The following is a 16,999-nucleotide window of genomic DNA, read 5'->3' on the forward strand; positions in this document are numbered from 1 at the left end:
GTCTCGATTTCGTAGTCCCAGCCCCGCGAAGATGATTAGGAGTTTTGGGAGTCTAAAAGACGAACGAAAAGTCCAATCAGCTACCGCGTCAAAGTTTGATTGCTAATAAAAAGTGAGGTCGGGATCTTTTGTCCCAACCTCTGTATATCTATTATTAGTATAGAAGTTCGTAAATTTCCATCGCAATCAAGTCGATGCTGTCAAAAGTATATGTTTCACGCGCTTCAACATCACGAAGTGTAAAAATTGGGCCATTTTCTTCATCATGGTTAAAAGCAACTTCAGCTACAACAACTCCCTCGCGCTCAAAGTTACGTTTTAAGTTACCACCATCTTTTGTCATTGCTTCTAGGCGGTTGATGATTCTAACCAAATGTGATTCCATTTTGATTCTCCTCCATTTCTTATCGTTACTATTTTACCATAAAGAGTATCCACTTGACTAGAAAAAACTAAGATTTCTCGCTATTTCTGTTTTCTTTGAAATTTTATTGAAAATGAAAGGAAAAAGATTGAATTTTTATTCAAAACATGTTATACTCATACAAGTTTTAAGTTAGAAATTAGAAAGTAGTGGATTTATGAATTTTTCTTTTTTACCTAAATATCTGCCATATTTTAACTATGGTGCTCTTGTAACAGTCTTGATCTCTGTTTTGGTTGTCTTTTTTGGGACAATTTTAGGGGTAGTCTTGGCTTTTGCTCAACGTTCTAAAATAAAGCCCATATCTTGGCTTGCCAATGTTTATATTTGGATTTTCCGTGGAACACCTATGATGGTACAGATCATGATTGCTTTTGCTCTTATGCATATCAATGCTCCGACAATTCAGATTGGAGTTTTGGGAGTTGATTTTTCACGTTTGCTTCCAGGGATTATCATTATCTCTATGAATAGTGGTGCCTATGTATCAGAAACAGTTCGTGCTGGTATCAATGCAGTACCTAAAGGACAATTAGAGGCGGCTTACTCTCTAGGGATTCGTCCTAAAAATGCTATGCGCTATGTCATCTTGCCACAGGCCATCAAGAATATCTTGCCAGCCTTGGGGAATGAGTTTATTACCATTATCAAGGATAGTTCACTCTTGTCAGCAATCGGTGTCATGGAATTGTGGAATGGAGCTACTACGGTGTCAACAACCACTTACCTACCTTTAACTCCACTCTTATTTGCGGCCTTTTACTACTTGATTATGACCTCTATCTTGACTATGGCTTTAAAGGCTTTTGAAAATCGTATGGGACAAGGAGATAAGAAATAATGACAGAAACGCTAATTAAAATTGAAGACCTCCATAAAAACTTTGGCAAAAATGAAGTGCTCAAGGGCATTAACCTAGAAATCAAACAGGGTGAGGTAGTGGTCATTATCGGACCTTCTGGTAGCGGTAAGTCAACCCTACTTCGTTCTATGAATCTCCTCGAAGAAGCTACTAAAGGAAAGGTTATCTTTGAAGGAGTAGACATTACGGATAAGAAAAACGACCTCTTTGCCATGCGTGAAAAGATGGGAATGGTATTCCAACAGTTCAATCTCTTCCCCAATATGACAGTGAAGGAAAACATCACGCTTTCTCCTATCAAGACCAAAGGGGAAAGTAAGGAAGTTGCTGAGAAGAGAGCGCATGAGCTCTTGGAAAAGGTTGGTTTACCAGATAAGGCAGATGCTTATCCACAAAGTTTGTCTGGTGGACAGCAACAACGTATCGCTATCGCTCGTGGTCTTGCCATGGAACCAGATGTCCTACTCTTTGATGAACCGACTTCTGCCCTAGACCCAGAAATGGTAGGGGAAGTACTAGCGGTTATGCAAGAACTTGCTAAGTCAGGAATGACTATGGTCATCGTGACGCATGAGATGGGCTTTGCGCGTGAAGTGGCAGACCGCGTTATCTTTATGGCTGACGGTGTTGTTGTCGAAGATGGAACTCCAGAGCAAGTCTTTGAACAAACCCAAGAACAAAGAACCAAGGATTTCTTGAGTAAGGTTTTGTAAGAATATCATGAAAAGCTCCAAGTGGGCTTTTTCTTATAGTTTCAGACTATAAGGTCACTTAGGTAAGAAGTGTTAGAGGGACAAGTATTTTTTTGATATAATAGAAGATATTTGTTAGAAAAGAGAAAACACATGACACAGATTATTGATGGCAAGGCTTTAGCAGCCAAGCTACAAGGACAATTGGCTGAAAAGACTGCGAAATTGAAAGAAGAGACAGGTTTGGTGCCTGGTTTGGTGGTGATTTTGGTTGGGGACAATCCAGCCAGTCAGGTTTACGTTCGTAACAAGGAACGTTCAGCGATAGCTGCAGGTTTCCAAAGTGAAGTTGTGCGAGTTCCTGAAACCATTACCCAAGAGGAATTGTTGGCTTTGATTGCCAAATACAATCAAGATCCAGCTTGGCATGGGATTTTGGTTCAATTGCCTTTACCAAAACACATCGATGAGGAAGCTGTTTTATTGGCTATTGACCCTGAGAAGGATGTGGATGGTTTTCATCCGCTCAACATGGGACGTCTTTGGTCTGGTCACCCAGTCATGATCCCTTCAACACCTGCCGGGATTATGGAAATGTTTCATGAGTATGGGATCGACTTAGAAGGTAAAAATGCAGTTGTCATTGGTCGTTCTAATATTGTCGGTAAGCCAATGGCTCAGCTTTTATTGGCAAAAAATGCAACTGTAACCTTGACCCACTCTCGCACCCACAATCTAGCCCAAGTAGCTTCTAAAGCAGATATTCTAGTAGTAGCAATCGGCCGTGCCAAATTTGTGACTGCTGACTTTGTCAAACCTGGAGCAGTTGTCATTGATGTGGGGATGAACCGAGATGAAAATGGCAAGCTTTGTGGCGATGTTGACTATGATGTTGTTGAACCAATTGCTAGTCATATCACCCCTGTACCTGGTGGGGTAGGACCTATGACGATTACCATGCTGATGGAGCAAACTTATCAAGCTGCATTGCGTAGCTTGGATAGTAATTAATAAATAGAAAATCTGTCAATATAGATATTTTTCTAAACTTCATTATAAATTAGAGATTATCGTTTAAGAGAGCTTTGTAGTATTTGCAAGGTTCTTTTAATTTTAAAAAATGGTTTTGTACGATTTTGATAAAATGTGAAAACACAAATATATTACAGATTTTGAATGGAGATAGTTATATGTTGAATGATGTTTGTGTTGACATCAATAAGACTATTATTTTAAAGCTACGATTATAGATATCTAAAAGAGAGCAGTAAACTAAATTCAAGAGTATATAAATTTTAGGTAAATCTACAATTTCAAATGTTGTTGTGTTATAATGTTGATAATGATGTAAGAAAGGTAATCAGTGAAATGAGTATTAGTGAAATTATTGAAAGAATTAGAAGTGAGTATTCGGAGATTGACTGGTTAAAAAGTAGAAGCAACTTTTATAAAATTCCTGATCAAGGAATATTTGTTCAGTATAATCTTAAAGATTTAGAAAAAAAATATGAAAGTAGTAAATTTTTAATTATTAATAAATTTGCGAAATCAGCAATCGATTGGAATTTTGATTTAGAAAATTATTTTGTTATTACAGAATTGACCGACTCTCCTAAAACAGGGAATATTGAATTTACAAAAAATAATAAGGCAAGAGAATTTGAAAACTGTATTGGACAAAGTTACTTTACTATTGAGCAAGACTTTTTCACATGTCATTTTATAAGAGTTGAAAAAGATAGTGAGGAATACTTAGAGACATTGAAGGGAATTATTTCCTTAAGTTTTGATGATTTTGTAGAACAGATGTGCTTAGAGCCTAATAAGTGGGACGATTATGGATATCAGTTGGTTTTTAATCTTACGATTTGGGAACAAACTTTTGAGCTACGAGTTAATCCGAAAAATAATCTTTCTATGGATTATTTAAAAAGTGGCGAAGGAGAATATCCTGATGAGGATTTTTGTTCCTTGGGTGAAGTTGCGTACTATGAATTTTTTAAAAAATATCTATCTTATGAAGAACGTCAGAAATGGTTCACTCGTTCAAGAGACCTTGCATTTAATATAAGTTTATTAGATGAAATTGCAGAAAAATATTCAGAAGTTTCAGATTCACACGGTAAATCTCTGACGTTTCTCCCACCTAATGGTGATGTTCATAATTTTTTATATAATTCATTTCTAAGAACAACTACATTAAAAGAAATCAAGGAAATATTTCATCCATTGACTATTTTTGGTTATAATAACTCTAAGATGTATTCTTCAGAGGATGAGTCATCATTTTCCTCAAATAAAAATATTAAGGAGGCAGTAGATGATAGGGTAGAATCTATAAACTATAGTTTTAAAGAAGATGGTATAGATAAAGGAAAATTACATTTCATAAAAAATAGAATGTCGGATTTACCAATGAATGTCTATGCAGTGGTTGGTGGAAATGGTAGTGGGAAATCCTATAAAATCAACCAGATAATAAGTGAACATATGGAAGGAGACAATAAATTTTCACAGATACTTCATTTTTCATTAAGTCCATTTGATAATATTATTAATTTTGATAAAGATGGTATCCGTAAGGAAATTAATGATAAAGGGAAAGACTCAGACGGTGAAATTATCTATGAAAAAGTAGGATTTGTTTCAGTGAAGTATCCTCCAATTCTAGAAGTACTAAAGAAAACCGAAGCATTAGCACTGTCTGATGTGAAGAAGTATTTAGATCAGAAATCTAGTAAGTATCTAGTTGCTGAGAACACACTAAAAGAAGGATTTGAAGGTGAGATAAGCATCAAAGAAAGCTTTTCCTACTATATACAAAATTTGTTGATTGATTTGATTGCTTCTGAAGATAAATTGAAAATGTGGGGAGATTGTTTGAATTTCTTTACATTTGAATCTTGGGTAGATGATATCATCAATGCTTTTCAAGATAGAAATATTTCTAAGAATGATATTGAAAAAATTGATACATTAAGTTCAGGACAAGCAACTATTCTTTTATATATTACGAAGCTTGTTTCAAGTATTAATCAAGGAAGCTTGGTAATTTTTGATGAGCCAGAAACGTTTATGCATCCACCTATGGTTAAAGCATTTATTAGAGCTGTTTCAGAGTTAGTGGATAATAATAAAGCTTTCTGTTTGATGGCTACACATTCACCAGTAATCATTCAAGAAATTCCTCATTGTAATGTCTATAAATTAGATTCTAATCACGAATTAACAAATATTTGTTACAAAACTTATGGTCAAAATTTAGACACCTTATATAAAAATATATATGGAATTGAATTACAACAAACAGGTTATAATAGCTTCTTTAATGATCGAAAGAAAAAAATTATTGAAGAAGGGCAAGAGGATTTAGAAGATGTTAATTTGTTATCAGATGAAGACAGGCAATATCTAGGAGATGAAGCTTTTCTGAAGTATCTTGTAGTGAAAGATGAGATAGAGAAAGCGGGTGATGTCTTATCAAAAGAGTAGCACAAAAATATCCGTCTATAGAAGAAGTTATTGAAGTATTGAAAGAAGTAGCTGATGAGGAAAAACTTTGTATTTTTTTAACAGAATTAGATAGAGAATATAAAAGTAAAGCTATAGGTTCGTTGTATGAATTAAATGTTAATCTAATTCAGTCACAGTATGAGATTATACCTTCATGGTATGATAGTCATATCCGAAAAGAATCGAAAGGGTTATTTCAAAAATTCCCAGTTGTAAAAAATACCTATAATCAAGCAATTTGTCCTATTTGTGAAGGTGTATTTTCAACTAAAGTAACACTCGAGCATATTATTCCTAAGAGTGGGAAAGAGAAAAATGGTCAAAAACTTGGTGAACCCAGACTAGCAATTTTGCCAATTAATCTAGTCAAATGTTGTGGGGAGTGCAATACTTCTAAACATAGTAAAAGGTCTTTCATAGAGGAAGAAAGTGAAATTAACCCTTACTTTGAAGAGTTTGCAATTGAGAAGTATTTTGAGGTAAATTTTAATGATACGAATGAGGTTTTTCAACCAAGTATTGTATTTCACTATAAAGACAATACTATGGATAAACGTATTCGAAATTTCATTAATAACTATAATATTGAAAAAACATATAATCATAGAATAAAGTTAGAATTTCAAAAAATTTTGACTATATTAGCAAATAATCCAATAACTTTAACAAAATCTATTTTAAAGCCTTACATAGAACATCTATCAGATATATATAGTAAAAATAGTGAATTTGAAAAGATTGACGATAAGTATTGGTTTGATCAAAATTATTTTGGATTTTTAATCTGTGAGCATTTAAAAATAAGAATAGAAAATGATACTTCTACTGTTTATAAATTAAATGAAGAGATAAACAAACTTCGTAAACCTTCTCAATATATTGCTTTCTCAAATCCAGAATTTCAGAATGATATGAACAAAGTACAAACAATAAGGGATTTAGAGATATTTATTAAAAATAATAAAGAAGACCTCATTGTCTATTACCAACAGATTAAAAAACAAGGATTTTCTATTGATTTTCCTAAATTATTTAAAGTAGATGAAGATAGGTTAAGAAAAAAATGCTTAGAAGATAGATTAAGAAAAAAACGCTTAATAGAGGAAATTGTTAAGTACTATTTAGAAAGTGGAAAAAGTTTCGATCATTTCGGAGAAGATTGTTCTTTTGTAATTGGATAATGAGTATTATCAGATTAAAACTCTAATTTTCTTAAATCTTTAAAAAACAAGTTCTGCTAAAAACGAACTTGTTTTTTCTTGCACTTATTTTAATAAAATTACAGTAAAACTTCTACAAATTATTGAAAATCTTCTACTATTTTGATATATTAAGGTTAACAATATTTATATCTAAAAATTTAGTGGGCGTTCTGGGAGGAGGTTTATTTTTTAGCAAATAATGTAATCGCTTACTAAATATATAAGAAAGGAAAACAGGATTTAATGGATAAGAGATTTTTTGAAAAACGCTGTCATTTTAGTATTCGTAAATTCGCCATTGGTGCGGCTTCGGTTATGATTGGAGCTAGTATATTTGGTCTTCAGGTAGCACAAGCAGCTGAAACTGAAACGTCAAGTACCACTGAAGAAACGATTCATCAAGTTCAACCTTTAGATAAGCTTCCAGATGATCTTGCTGCAGCCATTGCAAAAGCGGAGCAAAATAGCCCACAAGATTCCGCTATTGAAAAAGAAGAAAAAGATACGGATGTAGCAGCAAAACCAGTAACTGAAGAAAAAGAGCCTGAGGTAACAAGTCCTAAGGAAAAAAAGGAAGCAGAAGTAGTTAGCCCTAAAAAAGACAAAGTTGAAAAAACTGAAAAACCTGCTACTGAAGTGAATGAGAAAGAACCTACAGTGGCAGAAGTGAATACTGAAAAGCCAGCAGTTTTGGAAGAACATTCTGATACACCTAATCAGAATAAACCTGTAATGAACGATAAAAGCAAGGAAGAAAAAGCTTCGGCAAGTGAATTGCCTCAAGCTACAAAAGAGAAGGAAAAAGAAGACAAACTTTTACAGGAAAGAAAACAAAATTTCAACAAAGACTGGTATTTTAAATTAAACGCTCAGGGTGATTTTTCTAAGAAAGATGTTGATGTTCATGACTGGTCTAAGTTGAACCTTCCTCATGACTGGAGTATCTATTTTGATTTTGATCACAAGTCTCCTGCTCGAAATGAAGGTGGTCAATTAAATGGTGGTACTGCCTGGTATCGTAAGACCTTTACTGTAGACGAAGCTGCCAAGGACAAGGACGTTCGTATTAATTTTGATGGAGTTTACATGGACTCCAAGGTCTATGTCAATGGTAAATTTGTAGGTCATTATCCAAGTGGTTACAATCATTTTTCATATGATATCACTGAATTTTTAAATAAGGATGGTAGTGAAAATACCATTGCGGTCCAAGTTACCAATAAACAGCCAAGTAGTCGATGGTACTCAGGAAGTGGGATCTATCGCGATGTGACACTTAGCTATCGTGACAAGGTGCAAGTGGCTGAAAATGGAAATCATATCACAACTCCAAAACTAGCTGAACAAAAAGATGGCAACGTTGAAACACAAATCCAAAGCAAGATCAAAAATACTGCCAAGACATTAGCCAAGGTATTTGTAGAGCAACAGATTTTTACTAAGGAAGGTAAGGCTGTTTCAGATTTGGTTCGTTCTGTAACTAAGAGCCTAGCAGGAAATGAGACAGCTGACTTTAAGCAAACGATTTTGGTTAATAAGCCAACCCTCTGGACAACCAAAAGCTATCATCCTCAGCTCTATGTCCTGAAAACCAAGGTTTATAAAGAAGGTCAGCTAGTTGATGTGACAGAAGATACCTTTGGTTATCGTTATTTTAACTGGACAGCCAAAGAAGGATTCTCTTTGAACGGTGAGAGAATGAAATTCCATGGAGTTAGTATCCACCATGATAACGGTGCCTTGGGAGCAGAAGAAAATTATAAGGCAACCTATCGTAAATTAAAACTCCTGAAAGATATGGGAGTTAACTCTATCCGCACAACCCACAATCCAGCAAGTCCACAGTTGCTTGATGCTGCGGCAAGTCTAGGACTTTTGGTCCAAGAAGAAGCCTTTGATACTTGGTATCGTGGCAAGAAAACGTATGACTATGGACGTTTCTTTGACCAAGATGCAACTCACCCAGAAGCCAAGAAGGGTGAGAAGTGGTCTGATTTTGACCTCAGAACCATGGTCGAACGTGATAAAAATAATCCATCTATCGTTATGTGGTCACTCGGTAACGAAGTTGATGAAGCAGATGGTGGTGAGCGTTCGCTAGAAACAGCCAAGCGTTTGAAAGCCATCATCAAAGCAATCGATACAGAACGCTATGTGACCATGGGGGAAAACAAATTCAGTCGTAGATCAAGCGGCTTGTTCTTAGAATTGGCAGCAATCATGGATGCTGTTGGTATGAACTATGGGGAACGGAATTATGATGCGGTTCGTAAGGAACATCCAGATTGGTTGATTTATGGTTCTGAAACCTCTTCAGCGACTCGAACTCGAGATTCTTATTTTGATCCTGCTCATTTACTCTGGCACGACAATCGCCCAAATCGTCACTATGAACAATCAGACTATGGTAATGACCGTGTAGCCTGGGGTAGAACAGCTACTGAATCTTGGACTTTTGACCGTGATCGTGCTGGCTATGCAGGTCAGTTCATCTGGACTGGTTTTGACTATATCGGTGAACCTACACCATGGCATAACCAAGATAATACACCAGTAAAAAGCTCTTATTTTGGTATCATTGATACGGCAGGCTTGCCTAAGAATGATTTCTATCTCTATCGTAGTGAATGGTATAGTGCCGAAGAAAAACCAACTGTTCGTATCATGCCTCACTGGAATTGGACTGAAGAAACGCTCAAGGAACGTAATATGCTGGTCAATGGCAAGGTGCCTGTACGGACCTTCTCAAATGCCGCCAGCGTAGAATTGTTCTTGAACAATGAGTCCCTCGGAAAGAAGGAATTTGTTAAGAAAACAACTGAAGATGGTCGCCCTTATCACGAGGGAGCAAAACCAAGTGAATTGTATCTTGAGTGGTTGGTGGACTATAAACCAGGTACCTTAACAGCAATTGCTCGCGATGAAAATGGTAAAGAGATTGCGCGTGATAGTGTGACAACAGCAGGGGAGCCAGCTAGAGTTCGTCTCACCAAGGAAGAACATGTTATCACTGCAGATGGCAAAGATTTGTCTTATATCCATTATGAAATCGTTGATGAAGACGGTAATGTTGTGCCAACTGCTAATAATCTTGTTCATTTCAATCTTCATGGGCAAGGGCAAATCGTTGGTGTGGACAATGGGGAACAAGCTAGCCGTGAACGTTATAAGGCTCAGAAAGATGGTACATGGCAAAGAAAAGCCTTCAATGGTAAAGGTGTTGTCATCGTTAAATCGACTGAAAAAGAAGGTAAATTTACCCTTTATGCGGATTCTGCAGGCTTGGCTTCAGATCAGGCAACAGTCACAACCGTTTCAGGCAAGAAAGAAAATCGCCATTTTGTCGCTTTTGCCCCTGTGAAGGCAAGAACTGATGTCAGCGAAAATCCTAAATTGCCAGAGACTGTGACAGCTATTTATAGCGATGGTAGTGTCGAAGAAAAAGCTGTGACTTGGGACATCCCAGAAGATTTCCTTTCAAGTGCTGGTGAGAAAAAAGTCCTTGGTAGTGTGGAAGGACTCGAATCCAAGGCTGAAGCCCTTGTCAAAGTAGTTGCGCTTGATAAGTGGTTGCCAAAAGTAGCAACTGTCCCAGTTGGTACAGCTGTTGAAAATTTGGACAAGACTGTTACGGCTGTTTTATCAGATGGTAACTTGGTTGATGCGGATGTCGTTTCTTGGACCTTGAAAGATCCTTCTGCCTTGACAAGAGAAGGTGGACGTACTGAAGCAACTGGTAAATTGGAAGGCAATGACTACGAGGTTACGGCAACCTTTATCGCGAGTGATAAGGAAACAGAAAGTACTGTTACAGGTCTCACGGTTGGTGACAAGTCTCTTGAAAACTTTGAGCCTGGAAAGACCTACTACCGAGTATCCCTTCCTTATACTGCTAAAATCCCAAGTGTTGGAGCACAAACTACTGGCTACCAAGTAACTGTTCAACAAGCTTCAGTAGCTAATGATTATCAGGCTTCTGTATTTTTGAGTGACCGGAAGGGCGATTTGGTTCAAACTTATTTGATTCAGTTTGTGAAAGAAGCGCCTGCCTTGACACGCTTGGAAGTAAGCGTTGAAGGAAAAGAGACTGCAACAGAAGACCAAGTCCTCCCTTATCATGTCATTGGACATTATGAGGATGGTTCGCATACTGAATTTTCAGCGTCAGATATCCATTTGGAAGCTAAGTCAGCTGATGGTGCTCATCTGGAGGTAAATGGTCAGAACTTGCTTCTTTACAAGAAAGGTAGTGTAACCCTCACTCCTCGTATTGACAATCAAACTGATAAGACTCAGTCTGTAGCAATTGAACTTGTGATAAAAGAAAATACAGTAGACAAGAAAATTGTCAAGCTACATCCTGTTTCTATCTCTACAGATATCAATCAGCAACCGAATTTGCCTGATCAAATCGGAGCAGAATTTGATAAGGGCTTGCCTCGTAAGGTAGCTGTAACTTGGGACAAGGTAGATGCCAAAGAACTTGGTTACTATCATAGCTTTACCCTTAAAGGTCATGTCGAAGGTACAGATATTGAGGCTACTGCGAATGTGACTGTTGAAGGTTTGCAGGTTGCAGAAGAAATCAGTTTAACACTACCTAAGGGTGAAACTGTTCAATTGCCAGCTAACGTACGTGCTTATCATTCTAATGGAACAACTGTCTATAAAGATGTCCTTTGGGACAAGGTTCCTGAGAACTTTAGTCAGACTGAAGGTATCTATGAAATCAAGGGTCAATTGGTTGGTAGCCATCTGACTACTAAGGCCCATGTCCGTATTTCTAGTCAAGTTGTTGCTGGAAATAATATCTCTAAACAGTGGACTGGTTCTCAATTGCCAGCTGCTATTGTATCCAATACGGGTGGTGATGATTCGGCTAATACTTTGAACGACTTGACAGTTTCAAGAGCCAATACAGATGTTAAGAATCGATGGACTACATGGCAAACAGGTACAGATAATGATTGGGCGTCTATCTTGTTTGGTAATTCAGGTGATTTGACCAAACGATTTGTCGATAATCTTTCCGTTGATTTCTATACAGATGGTGCAATCGGACTTCCAAAAGAATATGTCATTGAATATTATGTTGGTCAAGAAGTTCCAGATCTTCCAAACGATGTCAATCATGCTCAAGGAGATACCAAGCATCCATTCAACAATGCTGCCAACTGGAAGGAAGTTGAACATCTCAAAGCTCCAGGACAATTATCCGCAAGCCAAACTAACCACTTTACATTTGATAAGGTTGAAACTTATGCTGTTCGTATGCGTATGAAGAAGGCAGATGGAAAGGCTGGTGTTGGTTTAACAGAAATTACTATCTTAGGAAGTAAGGTTCCGAGTGCTACCAGCTCAGAAATTTCTATCCAAGTAGATGGCAAGAAACTCGAGCATTTCAATCCATCTAAGACAGAATATTATATTCCTCAAGCAAGCAAGGAAATCACTGCCACAGCTAGCAACAACGGTTTGGTAACGGTTGTTCCTGCAACAAGTGAAAAAGGTGCGACACGTCTTATCTTGAAAGCTGAGGATGGAACTGTTCTGAAAGAATATCGTATCTTCCGTGATGACGAAAAAGAGTCAACACAACCAGTAGCTGCGGAAAATAGTGCCCAGACCTTGAATGTTGGCGATCAACTTCAATTGCCTGCCGAAGTAACAGTCTACTATCCATCACAAGCTGGCTGGGTTAAAGCTAATCTTGCTGTCCAATGGGATGCAGTCCCAGAACATGCGACTGCCCAAGAAGGTAACTTTGAAGTGCTTGGTCATGTTCTAGGAACAGACTTAACAACCAAGATGCAAGTAACAGTTGTTACAAAAGGTAATCAAGTCATTTCAGAAAACGCAAGTAATAATGAGACTGATGCTAAAGCCTTTGCGTCTACTACAAATGACACACAAGCAGCTTCTCGGGATAAGATTTTCTATATCAACGATGGGCACTTTAACGAGGATGGACGTTGGACTAACTGGTCTCGTACTCCGAAGGACCAAGAAACATCTGTGGGAATTCTCTTTAAGAAGAATGGTCAGATTACACCTCAATCTGTTGGAAAAGTAGCCATCCAATTCTTTAAAGACAGTGGAACAGATGCACCAGCGACAATGGTACTAGAAAGATATGTTGGGCCTGCCTATACAGAACCAAGTACTATTTCTCGTTATGAAGAGAATGCAGATCATCCATTTAACAAGGCAGAAAACTGGCAAGAAATTCCTTATAAGGCATCTGGAGAAATCGTGGCTGGTAAGCCGATTGAATTTACCTTTGATCCGATTCAGACAACAGCCATTCGAGCACGCATGACTCGTAAATCTACAACTAATGGTCTAGCAATGGTCGAGTTTAGTGCCTACTCTCCTGCTAAAGCAAAAGATGTGGAAACTCCTTCAGTGACCATTTCAGTTGATGGAAAAGCATTGGAAAACTTTGATCCAGCGGTTTCAGATTATACAGTGAGCTTAAATGGCACTAAACCACAGGTGACTGCTCAAGCAAGTGGTAACGGTGTGATAACGGTTGTTGAGTCTATTCAGGATAACCTTCCTAGCCTTGTTCGTCTTCTTGCTAAGGATGGTAGTCTTGTCAAGGAATATCGTATTCATTTCAAACCTAGTCACCGTATAGTTCCTGAAGAAGGCGACCAAAGTCCTGTTCTCGAACGACCAAGTCTAGAAGTTGTCAAGACCGAAATTCCATTTAAGGAAATTATTCGTGAAAACAATGACTTAGCTCAAGATGAACGTCGTGTAATCTCAGAAGGTAAGAAGGGTGAAAGAGTTGATTATGTTGAGGTCTTAGGATCTAACCGTACAACTGTTCATACAGATACGACTGAGGCGCAAGATCGAATTGTTGAAGTTAAGGTCAAACCTGTCATTACTACTAGCAAAGGTGACGAGCCAGCTCCAGTCGTAGAAGTTCCAGAATTTGAGGGTGGCGTCAATGCTGCTGAAGCTGCCGAGCATGAGTTGCCAGAATACACAGATCCGATTGGCACAGTAGGTGACGAGTCAGCTCCAGTAGCAGAAGTCCCCGAATTTGAGGGCGGTGTCAATGCAGTAGAAGCTGCCAAGCATGAGTTGCTAGAATACACAGAAGCAATCGGGACAGCTGGTGACGAACAAGCTCCAGTGGTAGAAATTTCAGAATTTGAGGGTGGCGTCAATGCAGTAGAAGCCGCTAAGCATGAGTTGCCAGAATACACAGAATCAATCGGCACAGTAGGTGACGAGCCAGCTCCAGTAGTAGAAGTCCCAGAATTTGAGGGCGGTGTTAATGCAGTAGAGGCTGCTAAGCATGAGTTGCCAGAATACACAGATGTAATCGGTACAGTAGGCGATGAGCCAGCGCCAGTCGTAGAAGTCCCAGAATTTGAGGGTGGCGTCAATGCAGTAGAGGCTGCTAAGCATGAGTTGCCAGAGTACACAGATGCAATCGGCACAGTAGGCGACGATCCAGCTCCGGTAGTAGAAGTTCCAGAATATGATGGTGGCGTCAATGCAGTAGAGGCTGCTAAGCATGAGTTGCCAGAATACACAGATGCAATCGGCACAGCAGGTGATGAGCCAGCTCCGGTAGTAGAAGTCCCAGAATTCAAGGGCGGAGTCAATGCGGTAGAGGCTGCTAAGAACGAAGTCCTAGAATTTACAGGTAGCGTTAATGCTGTGGAAGCAGCCAAGAACGAGCTGCCAGAATACACAGGAACATTGGCTACAGTGGGAAATGAGCCAGCTCCAAGTGTGGAAAAACCAGCTGCAGAGGTTCAAATCTTATCTGATAAGGAAACTGGAGTTCTGGTAGCAGGGCTATCTCAAGACTTGGATGCTAATCTCAAGCTTCAAGTTCAAAAAGTTCTACGCCAAGAATTAGCTGGTAAGCAATATGATGCTTATCAAGTGAAATTACTGGATAAAGACAACCAGATGGTTGCTCCAAAAGGTGCGGTTCTAGTAAGATTACCAGTTAAAGATCAGATTCAAGAGGTTTATCACATGAGCTTAGATCAAGGCTTGCAGGTCCAAAGGGTGACGCTAGTAGGTGACACAGTTGAATTTGTCACCAAAGATCTAGGACTTTATGCGATTGTCTATAAAGAACAAAACCAAGAACCAGTAGAATCAGATCGTGTAACTACAGTTAATGGAGAGGCCCTTGAAAATGCTTCAGGAAAAGCAAGTGCAGCAAGACTTCCAGAAACAGGTGAAACTCAATCTGATACAGCTGCCTTCCTAGCAAGCCTCAGTCTTGTTTTATCAGTGGCTCTACTAACTGTTAAACGTAAAGAAAAATAAGGCTGATAACTTCCAGCTCTTAAAAAGCTAACCATTATAAAAGAAGAGGCTGGGACAAAAGTCCTAGCCTCTCGATTGTCTTTGGATTGTCGAGCAAGACGCAGTGGTTGAGTGGGTTCTACTACGCTGATTTCATCAGCTTTTACAGCCCTGCTCAACTGTGCGGAGGTGGGACGGTGAAATCGAATTCTAACGAATTACCGATTTCTGTCCCACAGTCTTTATTAATTGGGTAGTGAGGTGTATAATTGAAGTAAGAGAATGTGAGGAGAAGGACCATGATTGTAAAAGTTTGTAATGCAGATTATAGTCTCCAGTGGGATGGGATGTATCAATTTGCTCTTGAAAACTATCCTCAGATTCAAGAATGGGAATTGGAGAAGCTAGCAAAGTTTATTGCTTATGAACAGGACCATCATCGTCAGACCATTGTGGAATGTGAGAATCTTGAATTAAAAATACAAATTCATGATTACTTGCAAGAGCATAGCTTTTTTCCTCCCTACAGACCAAGTCATCGCCTTGTAGCTTCTACCTATGATATCCAGAGGAAGTTGGTTACTTCAAATTATTGTAGTCATACTTGTACAGTTGAGGTGGCTCAGGCTATTTTTCAGACTGGAAAACTCATGTCGGCGGTAAAAGTATTTGGTAAAAGTGGGGCTGAGATAGTTACAGATAGTCGTAATGCAGCTTCTGATCCAGCAGACTATTTTGACTATATCATGTTCGGATGGTCTAATACGACTTCGGGTTACCGACTCGCTATGGAGCGTTTGTTAGGAAGGGCACCTTCTGAAGAGGAATTGCAAGAAAAGTTCATTCCTGGCGTTAGTTTTCATTTTCTGTATGAAGAATTAATTCAAGCGCCAGGTTATATCTTTGATGGCTATCATGTTGCGAAGGTAAGAGATAGTTTAGATTTGAATACCTTTCTTCATTTGTGTATCATCCCGTCAAAAGATAAGGCTTGTTTTGAAGGTTTGATTCCTTGTCAATTACAAGATAGAGTGATTTACCTAGACTATGAGGGAGAAGGGTTACAGGCTTGGAATACCAAGGTTAATCAAGTACTACATTGTAAGGATAAGTTGAAGGAGTAGTGTATGAAAGAGATTGATCAAGCTCTACTGAAAAAAGTGATCATCGAGCGTCCTCGTTCTAGTCATAAGGGAGACTACGGGCGTCTTCTCTTGATCGGTGGGACTTATCCCTATGGGGGAGCGATTATTATGGCTGCCTTAGGGGCTGTTAAAAGTGGCGCAGGCTTGGTGACAGTAGCGACGGATAAAGAGAATATTCCAGCTCTGCATAGCCATCTGCCGGAGGCCATGGCTTTTGACATTGATGATAAGCAATTACTGGAGCAACAGTTACAGAAAGCAAGTGTTGTTTTGGTCGGACCTGGACTAGTGGATGATGAGCGTGGAGAAGAGCTTCTCCAAACAGTCTTTCATTATTCAAATCAAGACCAGACCCTCATACTGGATGGTGGTGCCCTATCCATTTTTGCTAAGACGGGAATGAAATTTCCTAAGGATCAGCTTGTTTTAACTCCTCATCAAAGGGAATGGCAAGTCTTGTCAGGATTAGATTTGACTTCCCAAGGAACTGAGGAAACAGGAGAGACTTTGAAGAGATTTCCTTCAGGAACGATTTTAGTTCAAAAAGGTCCTGCGACTCGAATCTGGCAAGCTGGACAAGTTGATTGTTATCAGCTGAGTGTCGGTGGCCCCTATCAGGCAACTGGAGGCATGGGGGATACTCTGGCTGGTATGATTGCTGGCTTTGCAGGCCAATTTCCACAAGTTAGTCTCTATGAAAGAGTGACTGTAGCGACCTATCTACATTCAGCAATTGCTCAAGAACTAGCTGAGGACAATTTTGTAGTTCTGCCAACCACGATTAGTCAACATATCCTAGCCTTCATGAAGAGGATACAAAAAGACACCTGAGGTTTTGAGTCCACTGAAAAAGTCATCAAATTGATGGCTTTTTT

At 38.7% G+C, this 16,999-nt stretch carries 9 protein-coding genes; 8 read left to right on the top strand and 1 reads right to left on the bottom strand.

Features of this window, described 5'->3' with window-relative positions; all coding sequences use genetic code 11:
• Positions 1–154: 154 nt before the first annotated feature.
• Positions 155–385: a DUF1797 family protein gene (locus QM928_RS02865; protein ID WP_000443576.1), complete on the bottom strand. Its 231-nt coding sequence runs from the start codon at positions 383–385 to the stop codon at positions 155–157.
• A gap of 196 nt (positions 386–581) precedes the next feature.
• On the opposite strand from QM928_RS02865, the gene QM928_RS02870 reads away from it, so the two are divergent.
• The 8 genes from QM928_RS02870 to QM928_RS02905 all read left to right on the top strand — a co-directional run bounded on the left by QM928_RS02870 (position 582) and on the right by QM928_RS02905 (position 16,955).
• Positions 582–1,265, top strand: a complete 684-nt coding sequence (locus QM928_RS02870; protein ID WP_414294381.1) for an amino acid ABC transporter permease — start codon at positions 582–584, stop codon at positions 1,263–1,265.
• Entirely contained in the window at positions 1,265–1,999 is a 735-nt protein-coding gene (locus QM928_RS02875; protein ID WP_414294380.1) for an amino acid ABC transporter ATP-binding protein, read from the top strand. Before QM928_RS02870 ends, QM928_RS02875 begins: the two co-directional genes overlap by 1 nt.
• Before the next feature lie 132 nt (positions 2,000–2,131).
• Positions 2,132–2,989, top strand: a complete 858-nt coding sequence (locus QM928_RS02880; protein ID WP_414294379.1) for a bifunctional methylenetetrahydrofolate dehydrogenase/methenyltetrahydrofolate cyclohydrolase — start codon at positions 2,132–2,134, stop codon at positions 2,987–2,989.
• Positions 2,990–3,346: 357 nt separating this feature from the next.
• A complete protein-coding gene (locus QM928_RS02885) occupies positions 3,347–5,470 on the top strand; it encodes an AAA family ATPase (RefSeq protein ID WP_075231572.1) in 2,124 nt (707 codons plus the stop codon).
• A gap of 38 nt (positions 5,471–5,508) precedes the next feature.
• Positions 5,509–6,672 (top strand): HNH endonuclease signature motif containing protein, encoded by a 1,164-nt coding sequence (locus QM928_RS02890; RefSeq protein ID WP_261676275.1) that lies wholly within the window; start codon positions 5,509–5,511, stop codon positions 6,670–6,672.
• A 264-nt stretch (positions 6,673–6,936) separates the two neighbouring features.
• Entirely contained in the window at positions 6,937–15,000 is an 8,064-nt protein-coding gene (locus tag QM928_RS02895; RefSeq protein ID WP_414294378.1) for an SIALI-17 repeat-containing surface protein, read from the top strand.
• Positions 15,001–15,278: 278 nt separating this feature from the next.
• On the top strand, positions 15,279–16,103 hold the full coding sequence (locus tag QM928_RS02900; protein WP_414294377.1) for a phosphate ABC transporter ATPase: 825 nt from the start codon (positions 15,279–15,281) through the stop codon (positions 16,101–16,103).
• A gap of 3 nt (positions 16,104–16,106) precedes the next feature.
• Positions 16,107–16,955, top strand: coding sequence for an NAD(P)H-hydrate dehydratase (locus QM928_RS02905; protein WP_153225410.1), 849 nt, complete (start codon positions 16,107–16,109; stop codon positions 16,953–16,955).
• Positions 16,956–16,999: the final 44 nt, after the last annotated feature.

The organism is Streptococcus infantis, assembly GCF_047460405.1.
Lineage (GTDB): Bacteria > Bacillota > Bacilli > Lactobacillales > Streptococcaceae > Streptococcus > Streptococcus infantis_Q.